The organism is Bacillus sp. LH1, from assembly GCF_057924895.1.
Genome location: NZ_CM175007.1, coordinates 2,116,694 through 2,138,059 on the forward strand (window position 1 = coordinate 2,116,694; position 21,366 = coordinate 2,138,059).

Here is a 21,366-nt window from a genome sequence, read left to right on the forward strand (position 1 = left end):
TTTTTTACTACTATTTTTCACATGCAACTCCATCGCCATCACGATCAAGATGTGAGTCATAACCTGGTTGTCCTTTATATAGAGGAGCTTTCCCGGCAGCTCTAACTGCGGCACAATTTTTGTAATATGCACTACTAGTATTTCCTGAAGCAGGTTGTGTTTGAGCTTGCTGTGCTTTTTGCTCTTCTTGTTGCTTACGAGCTTGTTCATCAGCCTGACGTTTTTGCTCTTCTTGTTGCTTACGAGCTTGCTCATCAGCTAGGCGTTTTTGCTCTTCTTGTTGCTTACGAGCTTGCTCATCAGCTAGGCGTTTTTGCTCTTCTTGTTGTTTACGAGCTTGTTCATCGGCTAGACGTTTTTGCTCTTCTTGTTGTTTACGGGCTTGTTCATCAGCCTGACGTTTTTCATCCTCTTGCTTACGAGCTTGTTCATCGGCTAGACGCTTCTCATCTTCTTGCTTTTGAGTTTTTTCGTCCGCCTCTTTTTTCTTTTCGCTATCTTTCTGTTCTTCATTGTTAGAAGCAACTTTTGTACTAGTTGCTGTCGTTTTTTCAGAAGAAGGATCTGAAATACCTGATAGCGCAACAAAAATGACAAATAATACGGCTGTAATAATAAATTGTTTTTTCGCTACACCTGTTTTCTTAATAACAGATAAGATTGCTAGAACAAGGAAGAATATAAATAGAATGAAACTTAAAGTAGAAAAAAACTCGACGACGGGGTGTTCCGATTTTGTTGTACCGGCCGTTATTAATATAATAGAAATCATAAAAAGAATAACGGTAGGACGTCCATATTGTTTTGCTTTTCCATTTTTCTTAAAGAATGAAATAATACATAAGATTAAAAGAATAAAAGCAATAAAAAATAAAGCTGCACCAATATTACTTAAAATCGTCATTTTCATACCTCCATTTGTAAGATTCTTCTTATTGATTATATAGGAACTTATTGGATATTACACGTTTTATATAAATTTAGAAAGTTAATATTTTTACTAGACTTATAAACATTTATTTTGTATATAAGGAAAAATAGATATATTTCCTATTACGTTTTGAAAGAGATTTCATAAATTATAGTATATCGATTGAAAGGAGGAGATTTGAATGGAATTTCAATTGTTGGTAACTTGTATATTACAAGAAGGTAATGCTTACTTTTTAGTAACGAAGGTAGACGATGTTATTACGTTAAAAGTACCGATTACTGCGGGAGTAGCAGGTTTATTTTTAGCTTTAGGTGTACCAAGATGTTCTTAATTTAAATCTCTATAGTAGAAGGGGAAGGGACATGCCTTCCTTTTCTACTATTACATAATATAATTATGTAAACTTGAATATCATATTTGTGATAGCACGTTTGAAATGGACATGCATATACTATAATGTTTCATTGGATGTTAGCGGTGAAAGGTAGTTTTAATAAGTGCATCCAGTGATGTTTTTAAGTTATGAAAATAAAAGAGGTGCTATTATATATGAAAAGAAAAACATTTGATATTCCAGTTACATTGCGAAGAGAGTGGTTTTTACTAGAGTTAGCTTATTTAACGAAAAAATATGGAATTGAAATTGCAACTAGCAAAATGGATGCTGCACCGTTTTTAAGAGATCAAGTTACAGAATCAAAGATAGGGGAAGGGTTACAATACGATAAATATGATGATGAATATATAATTGAAAATTAAAGGGTAACAACAAAATTAAATTAATTTATAACAAAGTATAAAATAAAGCAGATTCTAAATATAGAATCTGCTTTATTATGAAGTACTTGTAGTCAACTAACCTCTTTCTAGTGTTTTTCCTACATATTTCTCTTGCGTTATTCCAAAAGATTCACGAAGAATGCGAGCATAATCTTTAGATTCTATTGGTCGTTTATTTTTAGTGCCTTTAAAGGTTTCTGTATAATTTTTATTTGTTAATGATATGTGACCATAAGTAGTTAATTTACAAGTGATAGCCCCTTTATTAAAAGGAGATTCTTTATGCTCTACAATCACTTTTTGAATGTTATTCACTTTTTTCTCATCTATTGGATCTATAGTGAAAGCATAGCCTATTTTCCATTCGTTTGAAGGTTCAGATTGTAAGAAACTTGTAGATTCCCCGTTAGCTCCTTTTCTCATTTCTAAAATATGCGTACCTTTTCGAGTATTTCGCTTACGAATTCGATATTCTCCTGTTTGAGAGGAGATGACTTCTCCGTTAAAAGGGACTGGATGTAAAGGGAGATGAGATGCAAAACCTGCATCCACAACATAATCTTTATCCTCATGACTTAATATGATAATGACATGACCATCATCGGGTTTCCATTTATTATCGTACAGATCATAAACAGTACCGGCTACTTTGTATACTTGAAACCCACAATCAATTAAAAAATAATACAATAAGGAGTTTAATTCATAACAAAGTCCACCTCGTTTTTGAATAAGTAACTTTTCTATTAAGTTATCTTTTGAGATATTTTTAATAGTACCAGCCATAATATCAAGATTTTCATAGGGGAGAATCATTCCCATTTTTAAGAGAATTTCATCTAAATCATCAAATGTTATTTCTTTTGCAGGAATTTTTAAGCGTTTAAAAAACTCCTTTTGTAAATTGGTCATCATAAAGTATTCTCCTTTCTTTTTACAGAATTTTCTTCTGCTCACCGATAGGTTAGTACTTCTAAAAAGTTAATTCAAGTGCGCGGAAATTATCATAATATATGTTTCTGGAAATGTGATTTTCTATTCTGAAATTTCAGTTTAATTTTTAATCGTAGGAAAGTCTTATAATATAAGCTCCTTTAAAATTAGTTTGTATTTAATGAAAAGAAAGTACATATCTTTATTATATTTTTAAATAACTAACTAGTAATAAAATGTTTTTTCACTAAAATTTTTTCAAGATTTGTATGCTTTATATAAACAATATTGATTTAAAAAATATCTGGATGTAGCTAAGTTAACAATTATTGAGAAACTTTTTTGTCGTATTCTATCAAAAGGAAGAGGTAGAAACAAAGAGAATAACGAGAGTTAAGGAAGAGGGTATACAACTAGTAACCTTCTAAAAATAGGGCTAACATCTTTTTAAAATAAAAGATTAGCTATTATTAAGGAAGGGAAAATATAAAATATTATAAAGAAAACCTTCTTTCAAAAAAATAGGGGGAGTAATATGCGACTGATGAGAAGATGCGTGGCCTTACTAATTGTATTTTTTATCATGGCTCCAACGATTAGCACAAATGTACAGGCAGAAGTTGTAAAAGAGCTTGGAAAGGGGTTTCCTGATACAGAAGTATTCACACCTGGAGAATGGTTTTTAGGCCAAAAACCTGCTAATTATGATGAGAATAAACCGCCAATTCTCTTTGTACAAGGAAGAAATGGTAATGCTGATAGTTGGTATGGAAAGACAGTATATCATGATATAAATGATATGTATGATTATGCTTTAAAAGCAGGCTATCAAACAGTGTTTATACAATTGTATGATGCAGCGGGGAAAGGTTCGGCTAGTCAGTGGGATAACGGAAAATTGTTGGCACAAAAACTTGAAGAAATATATAATCATTTCGGTAAGAAAGTTAATATTGTAGCGCATAGTAAAGGTGGAATTGATACACAAGCTGCATTAGTTGAATATGGTGCGAATCGATTTGTTGGAAATGTTATTACACTTGCTACACCGCATCACGGCTCAAATTTAGCAGATTTGTCATATAGTTGGTGGGCAGGGTGGCTTGCTTCTATATTAGGTCAAAAAGATGATGGTACGTACTCGTTACAAATAGGTGAAATGGCAAAGTTTCGTTCAATAATAGATAACAACCCAGCAGCTAAATTAAACCGTTACTATACGGCTACTGGAACTAGCTGGGGGCCAACATTTTCTGCATTATCTATGGGTGGGTTATATTTATCATCGTACGGTTCAAATGATGGACTAGTAAATGAATGGAGTGCCAAGCTATCGTACGGTACACATTTATTTACAGATTCCAGATTTGATCATGACAATATAAGAAAAGGATCAGCTGTTTTTGCACGAATTGAACCATATTTACGTACGACAAATGTGGGATTACCAGCTTTAGTAGCATCCAGCACTAGTTCAAATGAAAATCTAGAACAATTAAATACAACTTCAAATCAAAATATTTTAGGAGGCGAATTACCACAAAATCAGTGGATAGAGCAAAGTATTTCTGTTGATAAAAAGGCTGAAGGAATAGTTTCTGTACTAACTGCTTCTTCTGATGTTGAAGTACAAATGGTATCTCCAAAAGGAAAAATCTATGCAAATAAAGATAGCGCTATAACTACTAGTGAAGGCGAATCTTTCTTTAATGGGGCGACAATTAGAACATTTAAGTTTGATAAATTGGAAGTAGGCGAATGGAAAATCAAAATGATGGCGAAGCAGTCGAAAGATGCATATTTAGTTGTAAGCGATTACAAGGATGGCGCGCCATTTGTTCTTCAAATGCCTACAAAAGTTAAAGTAAATAAACCTGAGTATAAACTGAAAAAATCACCTGTAGCACCTGAAATGAAAGGGGATCTTTCCATAACAGTAAGAGTCGTTAATAAAGAAGGTAAGTTAGTCTCTGAATTTAATGAATTACAAAATGTTAATACGAATACATTTACAGGTGCTTTGAAAGATATAAAACAACCGGGAGTATATAACGTTACGATGGATATAAAAGGGATGAATAAAGAAGGAAAATCATATAATCGTACGATTGTTAAGTCGGTTTATGTAGAGAAATAAGGAAGAATAAATAAGTATAATAAAAAAGTGCAGAAATCTTGTGTTAGAAAGAATTCTGCACTTTTTTTGCGTGATGAAAGATAATAAAAGTCGAAGAAAACTGTTATTCAATAAAAAAAGGTGCTGAAATAGCATCTGAATGTAAAGAAATAATATTAACTTAGTTTTGTAACTGTTAATTCAACTGAATTTATACCATTGTCACAAGTTACAATACTTTGACGATTAAAACCACTATTATTTCTAAGTTGAAGAGTTGAATTAGCAGGCACTGTAACAATCGTTTCGCCAACGAGTTGAAGACATTCGTTATTTGATGAAGTATTCATTTGAATAGCGAAGTCACCTTGACTATTAGCAAGTGGATTGTTATTTAAAAATATAGTTATGACTGGGATATGTGGAAATACAGGATTTAAAGTAGTATTAATACTGGAAATGAACGAAACTCTATAATCACCAAATTGTCTAAAGTGTATAGTAGTAGGATTTAGTAAGGAAACGCCTCCTGCTAAAGGTCCAACGTGATTAAATGGAAAAGGATCGCCAAAAGGAACAGTTATAAATTCAGTTTGCCAAAAAGTTCCGTATGCAGGACAGCTGCGTTTATGTGAATGGTCACATGAACATTTTTTATACGAGTTTGAAGAATGATAGTATGAACCCAATATATTACCTCCTATTCTTAATAAATTTAAACCACATAGTAGTTTATGAAGGTGAATCACAATTGGCGTGTATGCTTGTACTATAAAAGGAGATAGATGTGGAATATAAAGTGGTCAAATGATGAAATGTAGTATTTGGGTATTACCTGTAACACCTTTTGAAGATGATAAGGTTCATAATTTGATAGAAAAATAAATGGAATTTCTAAATAGATTGAAGTAACGAGGAAACGTTTATCCCGCTATTTTCCGAGCAGTAAGACTCCCATCTCAAAATTCAGCGAAAGCAAAGAAGTTAGGTGGGGATGAACAAAACCCCCACTCATTAAAGTTTCACTTTACTATATTAATTTCATCTGACAAACAGCAATATTATCTTTCGCTGTATGGATGTTATCATTTGGTGAAGTTATGGCATTTAACTGTATGTATATTAGGTTATTCAGTTTATTTTTTTATTTGCGTAGCTGAGCAGGAAGAAGTCAGAAAATATAGAATAATGTACATATGAAGCATCGTTTGTTTTTGGTGTGAATAGTAATTAAAGATACGCTAAAATATTTAAAATTGTAACGAAAGAGAGATTAAATAATAGAGGGAGCAACTTACATGGAAAATATATTAAAGGTATCTTCAAAATCAAGCCCAAATTCAGTCGCGGGTGCAATAGCGGGTGTACTAAGAACAAGTGGTAATGTGGAAATTCAAGCGATTGGGGCTGGAGCTATAAATCAAGCGATTAAAGCAATTGCGATTGCAAGAGGGTTCGTCGCTCCAAGTGGTATTGACTTAGCCTTCGTACCAGCATTTCAAGAGATTTCTATCAATAATGAAGAAAGAACAGCGATTAAATTAATTGTAGGTCCTAGAAAGAAAAGGTCTTAGTAGAAGAGAGTGTTACTATAAGGGGAAAAGACCAATAGACTTCCCATGTTAGATACGTTATTTTATGTAACCGATCCTTGGGTGTGGACATGACATTATGCCGGACACATGTCTGTTAAGTTCTCCTTAAACTTAGCGAGTGTTCTAGATACTTAAAAATGCCAAATCCTTTATGATATAAGGGATTTGGCATTTTTGATGTTTTTAAAAATAAACAACCCTAAAACTGCTCATTTAGAAGTTTTAGTTTTAGTTTTAGTAGCGGCCATTGAACGTTTTTATGATAGTTTACCTGATAAATAGAAGAGTTTACCAATGAAAAGTAACTGGGGGATTCAAAAAATGAATCAAACTATTTTAGAGAAAGTCCTAAAATTTCGGGATGATAGGAACTGGAAGCAGTTCCACAATCCTAAAGATTTAGCTATTTCTCTTTCTTTAGAGGCGAGTGAGTTGTTGGAGAATTTTCAGTGGAAAAGCAGTGAGGAAGCTGTAGAAACAAAAAAAGAAGACATGAAAGATGAGTTGGCAGATCAATTGGATATTGACTTAGAAGAGATTATTATAAACAAAATAGAAAAAATAATAAAAAATATCCAGTAGAGAAATCTCGAGACTCTAAAAAGAAATATAATGAAATTTAAAAAAGGTGGAATTAAATATGTTATATCTTTTTACTGCAAGTAAAGATAGTGCTATAAAAAATTTGGAAGCTACTATTGAAAAAACATATCCTATTTCTACATGTTTAGCAGATTTAGATGCCGATACAGTAACTAAACTTAAAGATAATGAATTACATGAGAATGTATGTATGTGGGGAGCAACTCCTGGTTCTTCAAATGTTGATAGATGGGAAAAGTTAAAAGAGGGTGACGGGATTTTAGCGTATTCTAAAGGGGAATTTAAGTTTTTCGGGACAATTTTTGCTAAGACTCATAACCCAGATGTGGCTAGAAAAATTTAGAAAACAAACGATAATGATGAAACTTGGGAATACATCTATTTTATTAAGGACCTAAAACCTGTAAACATTAAAGCAATCGAATTCGCAGCTTTCTTTGGCTACAAATTGAACCATACACCACAAGGATTTACTAATATTGATTCGGATTTTAGTAAAGTAAAGATTGCAGAAGAAGAGAAATCGGAAAATCGAAAAAAACTAAAATGGAATCTGGTAGGGAAGTATGGCCTCGTGATCCGAAAAAAGCTAAACAAGCTATTAAACAGGCAGAATTTAAATGTGAAATAGATGACACACATGAAACATTTGTATCGGAAGCCAGCCGAAAAAATTATATGGAGGCCCATCATCTAATACCGTTAAGAATGCAACATGATTTTGAAAATAGTTTAGATGTTGTTGGAAATATAGTTAGTATATGTCCGAACTGTCATAGGTTGATTCATTATAGAAGAGACAAAGATAAGAAAAAAGTTTTAGAACTTCTCTTTGAATAAAGAAAAGATTCTTTGAAGAAGTTCGGTATTGAGGTATTTCTCAAAGAACTATTTGGATACTATGGAATTCTAAAATAAGAATATTCATAGCTATACGGAAGGTAGAATGTTTCATACTTAAACATAGGTATTATTGTGATGGAAATTTAAATTTCGTCATTTGAAAGTATCAATAATTTGTATTATTTTTATAGGGTTATATATTTTTCTTTTGCTCTGCTGTATAGCAGAGCTCTTTTTTTGTCGTACAAAAGCCACCTATATATGTGAAGTGCACCCCAATTGTTAGGCTGTGTCTAACAATTGGGGTGCACTTCAGTCCTGTCGGGCGGCTTCTTTTAATTTATATTCACCAATTCATCAAACTTAAACTTAGTATTCAAACCAAAAGCATCTGTACAATATATAGTTTTCGTCATCGGTTCAATATGTAATACATTTATGTACATGTCTTGCACCATTCCATCACGATAGTATGAGATATGTATTTCTTCTTCCTCGTGAAAAGATTGCATTAACGCTCTTTCTATTCGTTCCATAGTATCTTGTGTTAAAAAAGGTTTAGGTACTTTATATTGTTCCTCAAACATTCTATGTATTTCCTCGTATTGCTCCGGTATTGAAGCAAACGGTTAACTCTACTATAATAAAAAGCGAATAGTATGTTTAATATACGAGCCTATTATTCTTTTTTATCACATTATATAATGATTAACTATATGTTAGTAATTTAGTATGTTATGTTTAAAATGTAAGGTGGGTTTTGTAACCGGAGGATAACTTCTATAAGGTAGGTGTAAAAATAATTGTAAGATTCAGTATGAAATCTAGAGGAGGAATTCTATGCGTGTACAAGAGATTTTGCTTGAGAACAGTAAGAAATATATGCTAATTGATGAAAAAGGGATTCCGATTGTTCCAGTAGTAAAGTATCTCAAATATTTGGACAGTACAGGTAAAAGTAGGAATACTCAAAAGACATACTGTTATGCCTTAAAACAATATTTTTTATATTTAAGAGAAACCGAGAAAAATTACAAAGAAATAAAACTAGAAGACTTAGCAGATTTTGTTGGTTGGTTACGTCATCCGTATACTAGTTTACATGTAGCATCTATTACTCCTGTGAAATCAAAAAAGACTGAAAAAACAGTAAACTTAACCGTTACTGCTGTTACAAATTTCTATGATTATTTATACCGTAACGAAGAAATATCAAAAGACATGAATGAAAAACTAATGCGTCAGATTTATGCAGGAGGAAGAACACGATATAAGAGTTTTCTACATCATATTAATAAGAATAAGCCCTCTATTCGGAATGTATTAAAAGTAAAAGAGCCTCGTAAAAGAATTCAAATACTAACAAAAGAGCAAGTGCGACAAACTTTCACAGCTACTACAAATATACGAGATGCTTTTCTTATTCAACTTTTGTTTGAAACGGGATTACGTATTGGAGAGGCTCTTTCTCTATATTTGGAAGACTTTATATTTGACTACAAAAAAGGACATCGGATTCGCTTGAGGGATCGAGGAGAATTAGAGAATGGTGCAAAGCTCAAAACAGGAGAACGAGAGATATTTGTATCACAACACCTTATGGATTTGTATGATGATTATCTATATGAAATTATTGATGAACTGGATATTGAAACAAACTTTGTCTTTATTAAGCTACGTGGAAGAAATATGGGTAGACCTATGAATTATAGCGATGTAGAATCCCTCTTTAAACGATTGCGAAAGAAAACAAAAATTGATATTCATCCTCACTTGTTACGACATACACATGCCACCATATACTACCAAGAGACAAAGGACATCAAACAAGTACAAGAGAGACTAGGACATGCTCAAATTCAAACAACAATGAATTTGTATCTCCATCCTTCGGACGAAGATATCCGTAAGGATTGGGAAAAAGCACAATATGCATTTAAAATCGATGAAAAAAGCTGAAGGTGGTAAATATGAAGCGAAAACGACAAATAAATATAGGAGAAGTAAATTTTCATGAACGATTGAAGTATGAGCTTTCTAGTTATATAGAAAAAACAATCCAATCTGATGGATCTGTTACCACTAACCGTGTGGACAATCCCTATTTTTTAATGAATAACAATTGGAATATCAAATTTTTAAAAAGTATCCCTCAATTTCGGAAAATGGCGGATAATTACAAGGGGAAACGTCGAAATGTACATTTTCGAATAAATAGTCCAACTGTTAATCTTGAAATAAAATATGTATGGTATCAAAAATTATTCAAAGAACAGTGGGCACTAAGTAGCGGTTTTAATCAAAAAGCCGCACTTTTAACGAAATTATCCATTTTTCTTAACGAAAAGTACCCTTACCTTCCCTCTTTATTTGATTTGGATATGGAGAGGGCTGAACGGGAATGGTTGTTTTGGTTAGAACAACATGGAATTCCCACAACAAAGACATCAAAGACCACAATGTTCGACGAATATACACATAAATCCCCCGCAGCAACCTATTTTCGTATCATTCATTCCAACTTCTTGGTGTTAGCAGATTCGCGTAATGAATGGGAAAAAGATCGTTGGGATGTACGGATATTACATAGCCAATATGGGATATACTACAGCAAAAGTTTAACCGCACATTTTCTTGATTTTACTGGAATAGAACCAATGAAAATAAGACATAGTACCAAAAAGTATATTAAGCAACGTTTAATGGGACGACAAGATCTTTCATTCGCTACAGCAAGAGTTTATTCAAGAACTTTAACTAAATTTTTTTCTTTCATATTTTCATTAGAACCAACATGGAATGATTTGAAAGGTCTCAAACGATCTCACATGGAGCTATATATTCAATGGTTTCATGAAGATACCAAAAATAAAAAAATTGAAAATCCAGAAAGATATATATCAGAAGGTTTAAAGATTATCAGTAAGTTTTTAGGAGATATTCAAAAATACGAATACGACATTGCCCCAACTACAAATGTAAGATTATTAATTTTCCCAGGAGATAAACCAAAAGTGAAAAAAAAGCCCTATGGGCAAATTGATTATATTCCTGACTTTGTACTGGAACAATTATTCGCTCATCTTAACGAACTACATAAAGACATCATACCGGTGGTATGGGTAGCGTTTAAAACAGGCCTTCGCATTTCAGATGTATTAGAACTTACAACAGATTGCCTTGTACAATTGAATGGTAAATATTCTATTGTAACTGATATTGAAAAAACGTTTGTACAAGGTCATCGAATCCCAATTGATGAGGAGCTCGCAAAAATTCTTTCGGTTTTAATTTCAAATTCCAAAGAAAATAGCACACAAGATAATAATCCAGAAAAATACATTTTTGTACGATATCAAGGGATACGAAAAGGTAAGCCTTATACACAAGCATGGATTCGAAAACATTTGAATGAATTAGCAAAAAAGAAAAATATTGTAGATGAAAATGGTGATATCTTTCGTTTTAAGACCCACCAATTTCGTCATACGTATGCTGTAAAGTTATTGAATGGAGGTGCAGATATTTTAACGGTACAGGAATTACTTGCTCATGCTTCCCCCGAAATGACTTTACGATATGCTAAGCTATTAGATGAAACTAAACGAAAAGCATTCGAATCTGTTATAAATCAAGGAGTCTTCAGCTTTGACTTGAACGGTGAGGTACAAAAAATTAATGCTGGTGAAGATATTCCTAAGGATATATTACAAGCACTCTGGCAAGAGCATAAACTAAATGCAATGGATAATCCTTATGGAACGTGTCATGCACGATTAAAAGGAGATTGTCCACATATGGAAGCTCCACCTTGTTTGACATGCAATAGTGGTAGCCCTTGCAAAGACTTGGCTATTGGATTTTCAGAACTGGATATTGAAAAATATGAGTTACACATAAAAACAACAGCAAGAGCTGTAGAAGTAGCTAAACAGCATAATCGTGAAGATATGATTGAAAAGCATGAACGAAATTTACACCGATATCAAAGGATTTTAAACAATATTCGAGAAGGGAATATTATATTTGGTCGACAAAATCGCATAAAACGAAAGTATGGTGTGAAACATGACTAGTTATGATCGTACAGAGCAGTTAAAAGCAATTCATGCATCCAGAAAGGCAATTACTTCTCAAAAGGTTGATGAAGCGATTCAAAGGCTCTTACGAGCCAATCAGAATATTAATTTTAATAGCGTAGCAAATGAGGCAGGTATCGCTAAAGCAACCCTGTATAATAATCAGAAATTTCGTAAACGAATTGAAATCCTACGCCAACAACAAGCGAAAATCCTTACATCGAAACAAATAAAACGTGAGATAAGTGATAGCAATAGAGATGTAATTATTGAATCGTTGAAGCGAAGACTGAAAAAAATGGAAGAAGAAAATAAACAACTGAGAAATCAACTAAAGGTGGCATACGGAGATATATATAAACAGATATAAAAAGATAAAGAGATTTTATTTTTAAAGCACATTTACGAAACTCAGATTTAATTATAATACTTATTTCATACTAGAAATTCTACTATTAGTTAAATCTTTATAGGGTCATATTATTTTATTTCATAATTCGAATACCTTTATTAATATTAGCCCTAATTTTATTTGTGTTTAAATTTCTTGAATAACATATACTGTAACGAAAATATTATATTTTTTACAATGTTTTGTACCTATCATTGTCTTTTGATGAAATTTAGTTTTCGTCAAAAGACAGTTGAAATTTAGTTTTCGTCAAAAGACAGTTGAAATTTTAAGGGATGATTTAAAAATGAATAGATGGCTTGCTTTAGAATTAGAAAAACTTGTAGAAATTAACAAAACTCCTCATTCTGCAAAATGGCAAACTACGCCACCTTTTTGTTTATTTAATTATGATGGAAAATTATTAACCTTAGCAGGTAACACTAAGAAAGGCCAATTTACTACTCCTTTTTTTATAGTCAAAGCAGTAGATACTAAAAAAAATTGTGCCTTGCTGGAATTATTATTTCCATTTCCGATTATAGAAAATAAACACAACCAAAAATTTCCGCTAAATAAATTTTGCTGTGTGAAAAAATTATTCCATACAAAAAGTAAATTATTTGTAAATCTTGCTGACTTTTGTGGTTTGACTTTTGTAGAAATTCCAGTTTTCGATTATTTGACAAAATCAAGAATGATAAAAGATAGCTTTTGTTTAGCTTTTTGTTTATTACAAAATTGTCCACCTCAAAACATATGGGAAACAAGCAAAAAACATCTAAATAATATTACCACTATAACAAGTTCTTATAACTATGGAACAGATTCAGAATTACAAATGTTTTTATATACTAAAACCAAAACTTATAAAATGTTTATCCCGAAAGGACATTGTCAATCTCTTACTATATCAGATTTGAAATATATTGAAATTCTCACTCCACAAAAATTTGTCGCGGGTACTATACAAATACAACTTAATTATTGTTATAAGGAAAAATACTATTTCTAAAAACATAACAATTACAAATTATTGTAATTGTTATGTTTTTTATTTTATCCATGTCCACAATCTAAAAAAGGACATACACTATTAATAAATTAATTGGACTATTCATTAAAAAGGAGCGTTTATAAATTGGCAAATAGACTAAATTTCACTGGACCACTTGGATGTTGTGGTATTAGTGGGAAAACAGGCCCCACTGGACCAACAGGTCCTACTGGAGTAACGGGTTCCACTGGACCAACAGGTCCTACTGGAGCAACAGGTTTCACTGGACCAACAGGTCCTACTGGAGCAACAGGTCCTACCGGAGCAACAGGCCCTACTGGAGCAACAGGTCCTACCGGAGCAACAGGCCCTACTGGAGCAACAGGCCCTACTGGACCAACAGGTCCTACTGGAGCAACAGGTTTCACTGGACCAACAGGTCCTACTGGAGCAACAGGTCCTACTGGAGCAACAGGTCCTACCGGAGCAACAGGCCCTACTGGAGCAACAGGTCCTACCGGAGCAACAGGCCCTACTGGAGCAACAGGTCCTACCGGAGCAACAGGTCCTACCGGAGCAACAGGTCCTACCGGAGCGACAGGTCCTACCGGAGCAACAGGTTTCACTGGACCAACAGGTCCTACTGGAGCAACAGGTCCTACCGGAGCAACAGGTCCTACTGGAGCAACAGGTCCTACCGGAGCAACAGGCCCTACTGGAGCAACAGGTCCTACCGGAGCAACAGGTTCCACTGGACCAACAGTAACCACTAACTCCATGTTTGCCTCTAATACAATTGGTAGCGTTATTAATGTCGCTTTAGGTAGCGCTACGAGTATTCCTCTTCCTAATAATCAAAACTTAGATGGTTTTACAGTCAATGGTACAAATACCACTTTTACAGTGCCTCAATCAGGGAGATATTATATTACTTATCAAATTAATACTACAGCTGCAGTAGGTATTGGTGCTGGTTCAAGAATTTTATTAAACAATACTACTCCTATTCCTGCTTCTATATTAAGACCAGCTCTAAGTGTATCCGCTTTTAACAATGATGTTATAGTTAATTTAAATGCTGGAGATACAATCCAATTACAATTATTTAGTAGTATTCTTTTAGTTGCTACACTTCTGTCGATTGGAGGATCGGTTGGAGCTGCCTTAACAATCATTAGGGTTTCGTAATATGTATCTCTAACAAAACTTCTTTTAAACCGTAAATTTAATTGTCCAAACAAAATAGAAAAATCAAACATATAATAGTGTATCTTGTTCATAAATTTAGGAGGGGTTCATGTTGGCGCAAATAGGAAATTGCTGCACTGAACAATTATGCTGTGTAAATGATGCTGTATGTTGCACTATTATTTTAGATGATACCGGTGGTACCGCTTTACCTATTTGGGATGATGCTACTACTTTTGTAATAAATGGGACAATTATGGTGGAAAATAACGGAACAGTTGGAGTTGGACCAACAGCTGCTCTCACTGTAAACGGAACAGCTGTTGGAGGATTTGTAGTTGCACCAGGTGAATGTAGATCCATTACGATGAATGATATAAATTCCATTGCAATTGTGGGAGCCGGAACAGGTACATCTAGTGTTAAAATTTCTTTCTCGATAAATTATAAATTCTAATATAATGAGAGATAAAAGATGATACATGTTAGTCATGACTAACATGTATCATCTTTTAATTTTCGTGACTTTTAACAAATTAGGTCTTGATAACGAATGGATTCCATTTCACCATACCTCTTCCACGTACTACAGGAAAGCCGTTATATTCCATGATGTAATACCTCACGTTTGTTTTTTTAACTCCACTACAAACAAACGTGTGTTCTTTTTTGGTTTGAAATGGGACCATTTTGTTAACATGAATATTCAAAAATAATTTTTTCAAGTTAGAATATTCAAAAACTTATTTATGCAAACAAGCATGTCATGATAACATTTAACAAAAGGGGGTAGAAGTAGATGAGTGTTGACATTATTTCTAAAGAAGAAATCACAAAATTATTAAACGACTGGTATCAAGCTATGATTTCACAACGTGTATTACAGTCTCAGAAAATAAAAGAAGATATTGCAAATAAAATCAATAATATTAAGGAAGACCAAACAATATTAGTCTACTACGCTTTATTGAATGCACGGTATAAACTGCTAATTCGGGATATGGATAGTACAAAAGATATTCTGGACAAAATCGAGCCTTTACCAGAGTCTACAGAGACATTTTTAGAGTACTATCATCATTTATTTAAAGCAATTTACGCTATTAATAAAGCAAACCATAGTGAAGCAAGAATGCAATTTGAAAAAGCTGAAACGTTTTTAGAGTACATGCATGATGAAATTGAAAAAGCTGAATTTAATTATTGGCTTGCAGTCCATTACTATCACGTATTAAAACCGATCCTAGCAGTTCAATTTGCTACAAAGGCGAATGAAGTATTTTCAATTAGTCCAGGGTATGAATTAAAAACTGCAGCATGCTTAAATACTTTAGGAATGGCACACATTCGACTAAATGAATTCGAAAGTGCAGAGGAATATTTACTTTCAGCACTAGGTACCTTCCAAAAATCTAATGATGAACTTCTTATTAAACGAGTTAAGCATAATTTAGGACTTTTATACGCAAGTCAAAACATGCCAGAGTTAGCAATTAAACACTTAGAGGATTCATTAGAAAATAACGCTAAAACTATGTTTCTTTTAGCAAGAGAACATTTTAAGTTAGGTTATAGTCATATCGCTAATGAATATATTGAGAATGGCTATAAGATTAGCGACTTATGTTATCGTCATCATTTCCGAATTTTAAAAGCAGTACATAACTATGTACCGCAAGAAGAATTAGAAAATGTGGTTATAGAAGGTATTTCGTATTTTGAAAAAGAAGAATTATATGATTGGGTAAAAGAATATGCTTCTCTTTTAGGTGAAATATTCTATGGTTCAGAAAATCATAGAAAAGCAAGCAAGTATTTGCACATCGCTTTAGATGCAGACAAAAAGAGCATAGAAAGAAGGGCGCTAAAATGAAAAAAGCAATCTTATTAATGATGATGTTATCCGCTGTTTTTACTTTTGGTCTTACTAATGCAAAAGACATACCACAAAACGAAGCAATTGAAGTGTTTATGGATCATGGAGAACATATTTAAAACCTAAGGAAGAGGGCGCTTATAGTGTCCTCTTTTTAATATCTATTATTTATATGATGAGGTTGCAGGTACGTCTTTTGGTTATTGTTTGATAAACGTAAGATGTTTCTAAAAATGTGTATACAAAGGTGTATTTTTGTACTGTATATGTTCACGTACTATATAAAAAGTATGAAAATCTATAAAAATAATTATTTCAATAAAATTTGTTTTAGATATTAAAAAGTGCCAAAACCCTTGTGGTATAAGGGGTTTGGCACTTTTGTGTTTTTTATATTTTATCAAATAAACAACCCTAAAACTGCTCATTCTTCTCCCAAGATTCAACGATATAATGTGCAATCGTCGGATTGAAGCCTTTACCAACTAAAAACATAATCGCAGCAACTTCTGTTAATGCGTGTTCGTGTGATGTATGTTTTGCTTCATTTAAACCGTAATCTACCCATGGTTTTACGAAATCTAGTACAGGTTTCTTGAAAGGTAAAAATTGTGTACCGACAACTTGTTGAATTTGTTGTTGTGTTGGTTCAGTAATTGGTCCAGGTGGTAAGATTTGTGGTTGTGTAATGTCTAGTGTTGGTCCGGGCGGTAAAATTTGTGGCTGAGTTGGATCTATTGTTGGTGGTTTAGGTGGTGAGACACGTGCGTCGTAGTTTGGTTGATACATTTGTTGTTGATATTGCGGTTGTTGTGGTTGAGTTGTGTATGGGTTTTGTGGTGCTGCATATGGATTTTGTTGATATTGTTGTTCTTGGTTTTGTGGTGTTGCATATGGATTTTGTTGATATTGTTGTTCTTGGTTTTGTGGTATTACATATGGATTTTGAGGATATCGCTGTTCTTGATTTTGTGGTGCTGCATATGGATTTTGAGGATATTCATAATTTGGACGTGTGTCATATGGATTTTGTTGAAATTCAGTTTCTTGGTTTTGCGTTGTTGCATATGGGTTTTCGTCATATTGTTGCTCTTGCTGTTGTAACTCTTGTTCTTCGTATTGTTCTGTGTATCTCTGTTCTTGTTGTTGAGGATACAATGGTTGCCTTGGATAAGGCGGTTGATTATTATAGAACATGTTTATTCCTCCTTCATGATGATGCCTACCACCTAGTGTATGGGCGGACAAGAAAATATGTGATGAAAAAATGCGGGCGTGTTACAATAAGTAACTGGGTGAAGATAAAATGACAAAACAAGAAAAAATTCAAAAAACAATTACTTTTGTAAAACATATTTTAGAAAAAGATGCGAGTGGGCATGATTGGTATCATATTGAACGTGTACATAAAATGGCGATTTCTTTATCTGAGCAAGAAGGTGGAAATCGTTTTATAATTGAAATGGCAGCATTACTTCACGATGTGGCAGATGAAAAGCTAAATGAAAGTGAAGAAGCAGGAATGAAAAAAGTTTCTGATTGGTTAGAAGGGCTACGTGTTGAAGAAGAGGAAAGTAAACATATTCTTCATATCATCGCCAATATGTCTTATAAAGGTGGCCATGGCGGCACAGTAGAGTCACTTGAAGGGAAAATTGTTCAAGATGCGGATCGTTTAGATGCTCTTGGTGCAATAGGAATTGCTCGTACATTTGCATATGGTGGGGCGAAAGGGAGATTAATGTATGACCCAACTATTCCGCCGCGTGAAGAAATGACGAAAGAAGAGTATAGAAAAAATAATGATCCATCTTTAAATCATTTTTATGAAAAACTTTTGAAATTAAAAGATTTAATGAATACGAATGCAGCAAAACAAGAGGCTGAAATTCGTCATCGTTATATGGAACAGTTTATTGAACAATTTATGAAAGAGTGGAATGCACAAATATGAAAATGTTAACTGTGGAGAACTTATCAAAATCATATGGAGAAAAGCCGTTATTTGATGGATTATCATGTAGTATTACAGAAGGACAACGTGTCGGAATTATTGGTGTAAACGGAACTGGTAAATCGACATTATTAAAAATTATTGCAGGATTAGAAGCTCCTGATACAGGTGATATGACGCATTCACGTGGGTATACAATTAGTTATTTATCACAGCAACCAGAGTTTGATGAAAAACTGACAGTATTAGAGCAAGTGTTCCATGGTGATACACCTTTAATTCGTCTTCTTCGTGATTATGAAAAAGCACTATTAAATATTGAAAAAGATCCAAGTAATGAAAAAGTACAGGAACAATTATTTGCAGTGCAGCAACGTATGGACGCAATGAGTGCATGGGAAGCAAATGCAAATGCGAAGTCTCTTTTAACGAAATTAGGAATTACGGACTTCACTGCAATTGTTGGGAATTTATCTGGTGGACAGAAAAAACGTATTGCAATGGCACAATGTTTTATTGAAACACCGGATTTATTAATTTTAGACGAGCCTACGAACCATCTTGACCATGAGACAGTTGAATGGTTAGAAGAATATTTAGCGAGATATACAGGTTCGGTATTACTTGTAACCCATGATCGTTATTTCTTAGATCGTGTGACGAATCGTATTTTTGAATTAGATAATGGTAAACTATATAGCTACGAAGGAAACTATAGTACATTTTTAGAAGCGAAAGCACTTCGTGAAGAGCAAGAATTGGCACAAGAATCGAAACGCCAAAATTTATATCGTCGTGAACTTGCTTGGATTCGTCGTGGTGCAAAAGCCCGTTCTACGAAACAAAAGGCGCGTATTCAGCGTTTTGATGAGCTAAAGGCACAAGAAGGACCAGCTGCAAAACAGTCAGTTGATATTGCACTAAGCGGAAGTCGTCTAGGAAAGAAAGTACTTGAGTTAAAAGATGTAACGAAAAAATTTGGCGATAAGACGGTATTACATAATTTTAATCATATTGTGAAACCGGGTGATCGTATCGGAATTATTGGGGCGAATGGAAGTGGGAAATCTTCCCTATTAAATATGCTTGCAGGTAAGTTATCTCCTGATAGTGGTGAAGTGGAAGTAGGACAAACTGTAAAAGTTGCTTATTATACGCAAGAAAATGAAGAGATGAATTTAAATCAGCGTATGATTGAATACATTAAAGAGATTGCAGAAGTTATTCATACGACAGATGGAAAAGTAATTGGTGCATCTCAAATGTTAGAACGTTTCTTATTCCCGACACATTCACATGGTACACCACTTGGTAAACTATCTGGTGGTGAAAGAAGACGTTTATATTTATTACGTATTTTAATGGGAGAACCAAACGTACTTTTACTTGATGAACCTACGAACGATCTAGATACACAAACATTAACAGTACTAGAAGATTATTTAGAAGATTTCCCAGGTGTCGTTTTAACTGTATCGCATGACCGTTACTTCTTAGATAAAGTAGTAGATGAACTGTTCATCTTTACTGGCGGAGGCGAAGTGCGTGAGTTTCTAGGTAGTTATACAGATTATTTAGAAATGGAAAAAACGAGAGAACTTATGGAGAAAGCGGAAGTTCAAAAAGAGAAAAAAGTTGTAGAAGAAGCTCCAAAACAACAACGTAAACGTAAACTTTCATACAATGAACAGCGTGAATGGGAAACGATTGAAGATACAATTGCCGAACTTGAAGAGAAAATTGAGTCAATTGGAGAAGAACTTGCGAAAGTTGGATCTGACTTCACAAAGGCACAAGAATTATCTGAAGCACAGCAGAAAACAGAAGAAGAGCTAGAAAAAAAGATGGAAAGATGGAGTGAACTATCAGACATCGTTGAAGGATTAAAATAAAAACAAGCTGCATATATTGAAAAGTAAAGAGAAAAACTTTACACTATTGGTAGAACCTATTTTAGGAGGGAAAAAATGAGAACATCTAATCCAATGTTGAAAAAAGAGGCATTCCGTAAAGAGGGAGCAAGTGCTTCTGCGATGACGATTGGCGGAACAGTAGGCAAAACGTTCATTATGCTTATCTTGCTACTTGCAACGTCTGTCTATTCATACATACAGATGATGCAGGGGACGATGAAGATGCCAGTATTAATTGGTGCTTTAATCGTTGCGGCAATCATCGCATTTGCGTCTATGTTCTTCCCGCGTATTTCACCTTTTGGTGCACCAATCTATGCAGCGGTAGAAGGGGTTGTGTTAGGAAGTATTTCAGCAGTTTATACAATGAAATTTGGCGATTCTATCGTTTTAAATGCTGTATTACTAACAATCTCAATTCTATTTGCAATGTTAGTGTTATATGCAACACGCGTAGTAAAAGTAACGGATAAATTCCGTACAGGCGTGATGGCAGCAACACTTGGAATTATGGTTATGTATTTAGTCGTATTTCTACTAAATATGTTTGGTGTAACTGTTCCATACATTCACCAAGGTGGTACAATCGGTATTATTATTAGTGCAGTTGTTATTGTAGTTGCTGCATTAAACTTATTACTAGATTTCGATTTAATCGAAAATGGTGTACGTAGTCAAGCTCCGAAATATATGGAGTGGTATACTGCGATGGGACTAATGCTTACATTAGTATGGTTATACTTAGAAATTCTTCGTTTCGTTTCGTACTTTACGAAAAATGACTAATAAAAAAATCCTGCATGAAAAATGCAGGATTTTTTTATTTTCAAAGATATATTGAATGTATGGTATAATATGGATGATAGCAACTTGAAGTGAAGGAGATGGAATATGATGAAAGAGAAGAAGGGGATTATGAAAAAACTATTTTCTAAAAGTTTTTTCATAGAACTAGATGAAGCTTTAACGTATCCATCATCAAAAGTTATTACTTCAGCGATTGAAGGATATGCAACTGAATGCAATGAAAGACTAAAATTTGAGAGTAAAGTTAAACCGATTACTTTCTACTTAGAAAATGCAATGTACCGTGCTGAAATAAAGATGGCTCGCGGAGGATATTACATATCTTGTACTGAAGTGTAATAAATTTTGAAACCATAC

General features: G+C 33.6%; 24 protein-coding genes. 19 read left to right on the forward strand and 5 right to left on the reverse strand.

From position 1 onward, the window contains the following. Positions 1 to 10: 10 nt before the first annotated feature. A complete protein-coding gene (locus ACX9TM_RS11150) occupies positions 11 to 904 on the reverse strand; it encodes an excalibur calcium-binding domain-containing protein (protein ID WP_000154137.1) in 894 nt (297 codons plus the stop codon). Positions 905 to 1,112: 208 nt separating this feature from the next. Between ACX9TM_RS11150 and exsG the strand changes: the two genes are divergently transcribed. Both exsG and ACX9TM_RS11160 read left to right on the forward strand, forming a co-directional pair. Then, positions 1,113 to 1,265, forward strand: a complete 153-nt coding sequence (exsG, locus tag ACX9TM_RS11155) for an exosporium protein ExsG (RefSeq protein ID WP_000395679.1) — start codon at positions 1,113 to 1,115, stop codon at positions 1,263 to 1,265. Positions 1,266 to 1,483: 218 nt separating this feature from the next. Beyond that, positions 1,484 to 1,693, forward strand: coding sequence for a hypothetical protein (locus ACX9TM_RS11160; RefSeq protein ID WP_000824196.1), 210 nt, complete (start codon positions 1,484 to 1,486; stop codon positions 1,691 to 1,693). A gap of 96 nt (positions 1,694 to 1,789) precedes the next feature. On the opposite strand, the gene ACX9TM_RS11165 is transcribed toward ACX9TM_RS11160, so the two are convergent. Continuing rightward, a complete protein-coding gene (locus tag ACX9TM_RS11165) occupies positions 1,790 to 2,629 on the reverse strand; it encodes an arylamine N-acetyltransferase family protein (protein WP_000988900.1) in 840 nt (279 codons plus the stop codon). Positions 2,630 to 3,182: 553 nt separating this feature from the next. Here ACX9TM_RS11165 and ACX9TM_RS11170 point away from each other — a divergent pair. Continuing rightward, a complete protein-coding gene (locus ACX9TM_RS11170; RefSeq protein WP_001238704.1) occupies positions 3,183 to 4,784 on the forward strand; it encodes an esterase/lipase family protein in 1,602 nt (533 codons plus the stop codon). A 155-nt stretch (positions 4,785 to 4,939) separates the two neighbouring features. Here ACX9TM_RS11170 and ACX9TM_RS11175 read toward each other — a convergent pair whose 3' ends face one another. Continuing rightward, positions 4,940 to 5,452 carry a hypothetical protein gene (locus ACX9TM_RS11175; protein ID WP_000536148.1) on the reverse strand — a complete coding sequence of 171 codons (513 nt, stop codon included), beginning with the start codon at positions 5,450 to 5,452 and terminating at the stop codon, positions 4,940 to 4,942. 609 nt (positions 5,453 to 6,061) lie between these two features. On the opposite strand from ACX9TM_RS11175, the gene ACX9TM_RS11180 reads away from it, so the two are divergent. From ACX9TM_RS11180 to ACX9TM_RS11195, 4 genes are all read left to right on the forward strand, one after another. After that, the gene (locus tag ACX9TM_RS11180; RefSeq protein ID WP_000427801.1) at positions 6,062 to 6,337 is read left to right on the forward strand and encodes a stage V sporulation protein S; all 276 of its coding nucleotides are present in this window, start codon (positions 6,062 to 6,064) and stop codon (positions 6,335 to 6,337) included. A gap of 315 nt (positions 6,338 to 6,652) precedes the next feature. After that, on the forward strand, positions 6,653 to 6,940 hold the full coding sequence (locus tag ACX9TM_RS11185) for a nucleoside triphosphate pyrophosphohydrolase family protein (RefSeq protein ID WP_002025705.1): 288 nt from the start codon (positions 6,653 to 6,655) through the stop codon (positions 6,938 to 6,940). 58 nt (positions 6,941 to 6,998) lie between these two features. Continuing rightward, positions 6,999 to 7,304, forward strand: coding sequence for a hypothetical protein (locus ACX9TM_RS11190; protein ID WP_000966109.1), 306 nt, complete (start codon positions 6,999 to 7,001; stop codon positions 7,302 to 7,304). 203 nt (positions 7,305 to 7,507) lie between these two features. Beyond that, positions 7,508 to 7,801 (forward strand): HNH endonuclease, encoded by a 294-nt coding sequence (locus tag ACX9TM_RS11195; RefSeq protein ID WP_065382617.1) that lies wholly within the window; start codon positions 7,508 to 7,510, stop codon positions 7,799 to 7,801. Positions 7,802 to 8,139: 338 nt separating this feature from the next. Here the strand turns inward: ACX9TM_RS11195 and ACX9TM_RS11200 are convergent, their stop codons facing one another. Further along, positions 8,140 to 8,421: a YolD-like family protein gene (locus ACX9TM_RS11200; protein WP_042866846.1), complete on the reverse strand. Its 282-nt coding sequence runs from the start codon at positions 8,419 to 8,421 to the stop codon at positions 8,140 to 8,142. A 223-nt stretch (positions 8,422 to 8,644) separates the two neighbouring features. Between ACX9TM_RS11200 and ACX9TM_RS11205 the strand changes: the two genes are divergently transcribed. The 8 genes from ACX9TM_RS11205 (at position 8,645) to ACX9TM_RS11240 (ending at position 16,454) form a co-directional block, all read left to right on the forward strand. After that, positions 8,645 to 9,763 carry a tyrosine-type recombinase/integrase gene (locus ACX9TM_RS11205; protein WP_001265870.1) on the forward strand — a complete coding sequence of 373 codons (1,119 nt, stop codon included), beginning with the start codon at positions 8,645 to 8,647 and terminating at the stop codon, positions 9,761 to 9,763. Between the two features lie 11 nt (positions 9,764 to 9,774). Then, a complete protein-coding gene (locus ACX9TM_RS11210; RefSeq protein WP_000824133.1) occupies positions 9,775 to 11,880 on the forward strand; it encodes a tyrosine-type recombinase/integrase in 2,106 nt (701 codons plus the stop codon). Beyond that, a complete protein-coding gene (locus tag ACX9TM_RS11215) occupies positions 11,873 to 12,253 on the forward strand; it encodes a DUF6262 family protein (protein ID WP_000205101.1) in 381 nt (126 codons plus the stop codon). Before ACX9TM_RS11210 ends, ACX9TM_RS11215 begins: the two co-directional genes overlap by 8 nt. 328 nt (positions 12,254 to 12,581) lie before the next feature. Then, positions 12,582 to 13,289, forward strand: a complete 708-nt coding sequence (locus ACX9TM_RS11220) for a CotZ-related putative spore coat protein (protein WP_001082941.1) — start codon at positions 12,582 to 12,584, stop codon at positions 13,287 to 13,289. Positions 13,290 to 13,415: 126 nt separating this feature from the next. Further along, the gene (locus ACX9TM_RS11225) at positions 13,416 to 14,459 is read left to right on the forward strand and encodes a BclA C-terminal domain-containing protein (RefSeq protein WP_011040467.1); all 1,044 of its coding nucleotides are present in this window, start codon (positions 13,416 to 13,418) and stop codon (positions 14,457 to 14,459) included. A gap of 112 nt (positions 14,460 to 14,571) precedes the next feature. Then, on the forward strand, positions 14,572 to 14,916 hold the full coding sequence (locus ACX9TM_RS11230; RefSeq protein WP_017562367.1) for a DUF3992 domain-containing protein: 345 nt from the start codon (positions 14,572 to 14,574) through the stop codon (positions 14,914 to 14,916). A 342-nt stretch (positions 14,917 to 15,258) separates the two neighbouring features. Beyond that, positions 15,259 to 16,332, forward strand: coding sequence for a response regulator aspartate phosphatase (locus ACX9TM_RS11235; protein WP_000109855.1), 1,074 nt, complete (start codon positions 15,259 to 15,261; stop codon positions 16,330 to 16,332). Beyond that, on the forward strand, positions 16,329 to 16,454 hold the full coding sequence (locus tag ACX9TM_RS11240) for an aspartate phosphatase (RefSeq protein ID WP_000709201.1): 126 nt from the start codon (positions 16,329 to 16,331) through the stop codon (positions 16,452 to 16,454). The genes ACX9TM_RS11235 and ACX9TM_RS11240 overlap by 4 nt, the downstream gene beginning before the upstream one ends. Before the next feature lie 295 nt (positions 16,455 to 16,749). Here ACX9TM_RS11240 and ACX9TM_RS11245 read toward each other — a convergent pair whose 3' ends face one another. Next, entirely contained in the window at positions 16,750 to 17,532 is a 783-nt protein-coding gene (locus ACX9TM_RS11245; RefSeq protein WP_065382441.1) for a hypothetical protein, read from the reverse strand. A 109-nt stretch (positions 17,533 to 17,641) separates the two neighbouring features. Between ACX9TM_RS11245 and ACX9TM_RS11250 the strand changes: the two genes are divergently transcribed. The 4 genes from ACX9TM_RS11250 to ACX9TM_RS11265 all read left to right on the forward strand — a co-directional run bounded on the left by ACX9TM_RS11250 (position 17,642) and on the right by ACX9TM_RS11265 (position 21,348). Next, complete coding sequence (locus ACX9TM_RS11250; protein WP_065382442.1) at positions 17,642 to 18,289, forward strand: HD domain-containing protein; 648 nt, start codon at positions 17,642 to 17,644, stop codon at positions 18,287 to 18,289. Then, positions 18,286 to 20,181 (forward strand): ABC-F family ATP-binding cassette domain-containing protein, encoded by a 1,896-nt coding sequence (locus tag ACX9TM_RS11255; protein ID WP_000783160.1) that lies wholly within the window; start codon positions 18,286 to 18,288, stop codon positions 20,179 to 20,181. The genes ACX9TM_RS11250 and ACX9TM_RS11255 overlap by 4 nt, the downstream gene beginning before the upstream one ends. A gap of 75 nt (positions 20,182 to 20,256) precedes the next feature. After that, positions 20,257 to 20,988, forward strand: coding sequence for a Bax inhibitor-1/YccA family protein (locus ACX9TM_RS11260; RefSeq protein ID WP_001260655.1), 732 nt, complete (start codon positions 20,257 to 20,259; stop codon positions 20,986 to 20,988). A gap of 105 nt (positions 20,989 to 21,093) precedes the next feature. After that, on the forward strand, positions 21,094 to 21,348 hold the full coding sequence (locus ACX9TM_RS11265) for a DUF4318 domain-containing protein (RefSeq protein ID WP_000975138.1): 255 nt from the start codon (positions 21,094 to 21,096) through the stop codon (positions 21,346 to 21,348). The last annotated feature ends 18 nt before the right edge of the window (positions 21,349 to 21,366 follow it).

What these genes read in the sequence shown, in the direction of transcription:
- ACX9TM_RS11150 (WP_000154137.1), bottom strand. Translation starts at nt 904, where the DNA reads ATGACGATTTTAAGTAATATTGGTGCAGCTTTATTTTTTATTGCTTTT.
- exsG (WP_000395679.1), top strand. Translation starts at nt 1,113, where the DNA reads ATGGAATTTCAATTGTTGGTAACTTGTATATTACAAGAAGGTAATGCT.
- ACX9TM_RS11160 (WP_000824196.1), top strand. Translation starts at nt 1,484, where the DNA reads ATGAAAAGAAAAACATTTGATATTCCAGTTACATTGCGAAGAGAGTGG.
- ACX9TM_RS11165 (WP_000988900.1), bottom strand. Translation starts at nt 2,629, where the DNA reads ATGATGACCAATTTACAAAAGGAGTTTTTTAAACGCTTAAAAATTCCT.
- ACX9TM_RS11170 (WP_001238704.1), top strand. Translation starts at nt 3,183, where the DNA reads ATGCGACTGATGAGAAGATGCGTGGCCTTACTAATTGTATTTTTTATC.
- ACX9TM_RS11180 (WP_000427801.1), top strand. Translation starts at nt 6,062, where the DNA reads ATGGAAAATATATTAAAGGTATCTTCAAAATCAAGCCCAAATTCAGTC.
- ACX9TM_RS11185 (WP_002025705.1), top strand. Translation starts at nt 6,653, where the DNA reads ATGAAAAGTAACTGGGGGATTCAAAAAATGAATCAAACTATTTTAGAG.
- ACX9TM_RS11190 (WP_000966109.1), top strand. Translation starts at nt 6,999, where the DNA reads ATGTTATATCTTTTTACTGCAAGTAAAGATAGTGCTATAAAAAATTTG.
- ACX9TM_RS11195 (WP_065382617.1), top strand. Translation starts at nt 7,508, where the DNA reads ATGGAATCTGGTAGGGAAGTATGGCCTCGTGATCCGAAAAAAGCTAAA.
- ACX9TM_RS11205 (WP_001265870.1), top strand. Translation starts at nt 8,645, where the DNA reads ATGCGTGTACAAGAGATTTTGCTTGAGAACAGTAAGAAATATATGCTA.
- ACX9TM_RS11210 (WP_000824133.1), top strand. Translation starts at nt 9,775, where the DNA reads ATGAAGCGAAAACGACAAATAAATATAGGAGAAGTAAATTTTCATGAA.
- ACX9TM_RS11215 (WP_000205101.1), top strand. Translation starts at nt 11,873, where the DNA reads ATGACTAGTTATGATCGTACAGAGCAGTTAAAAGCAATTCATGCATCC.
- ACX9TM_RS11220 (WP_001082941.1), top strand. Translation starts at nt 12,582, where the DNA reads ATGAATAGATGGCTTGCTTTAGAATTAGAAAAACTTGTAGAAATTAAC.
- ACX9TM_RS11235 (WP_000109855.1), top strand. Translation starts at nt 15,259, where the DNA reads ATGAGTGTTGACATTATTTCTAAAGAAGAAATCACAAAATTATTAAAC.
- ACX9TM_RS11240 (WP_000709201.1), top strand. Translation starts at nt 16,329, where the DNA reads ATGAAAAAAGCAATCTTATTAATGATGATGTTATCCGCTGTTTTTACT.
- ACX9TM_RS11245 (WP_065382441.1), bottom strand. Translation starts at nt 17,532, where the DNA reads ATGTTCTATAATAATCAACCGCCTTATCCAAGGCAACCATTGTATCCT.
- ACX9TM_RS11250 (WP_065382442.1), top strand. Translation starts at nt 17,642, where the DNA reads ATGACAAAACAAGAAAAAATTCAAAAAACAATTACTTTTGTAAAACAT.
- ACX9TM_RS11255 (WP_000783160.1), top strand. Translation starts at nt 18,286, where the DNA reads ATGAAAATGTTAACTGTGGAGAACTTATCAAAATCATATGGAGAAAAG.
- ACX9TM_RS11260 (WP_001260655.1), top strand. Translation starts at nt 20,257, where the DNA reads ATGAGAACATCTAATCCAATGTTGAAAAAAGAGGCATTCCGTAAAGAG.
- ACX9TM_RS11265 (WP_000975138.1), top strand. Translation starts at nt 21,094, where the DNA reads ATGATGAAAGAGAAGAAGGGGATTATGAAAAAACTATTTTCTAAAAGT.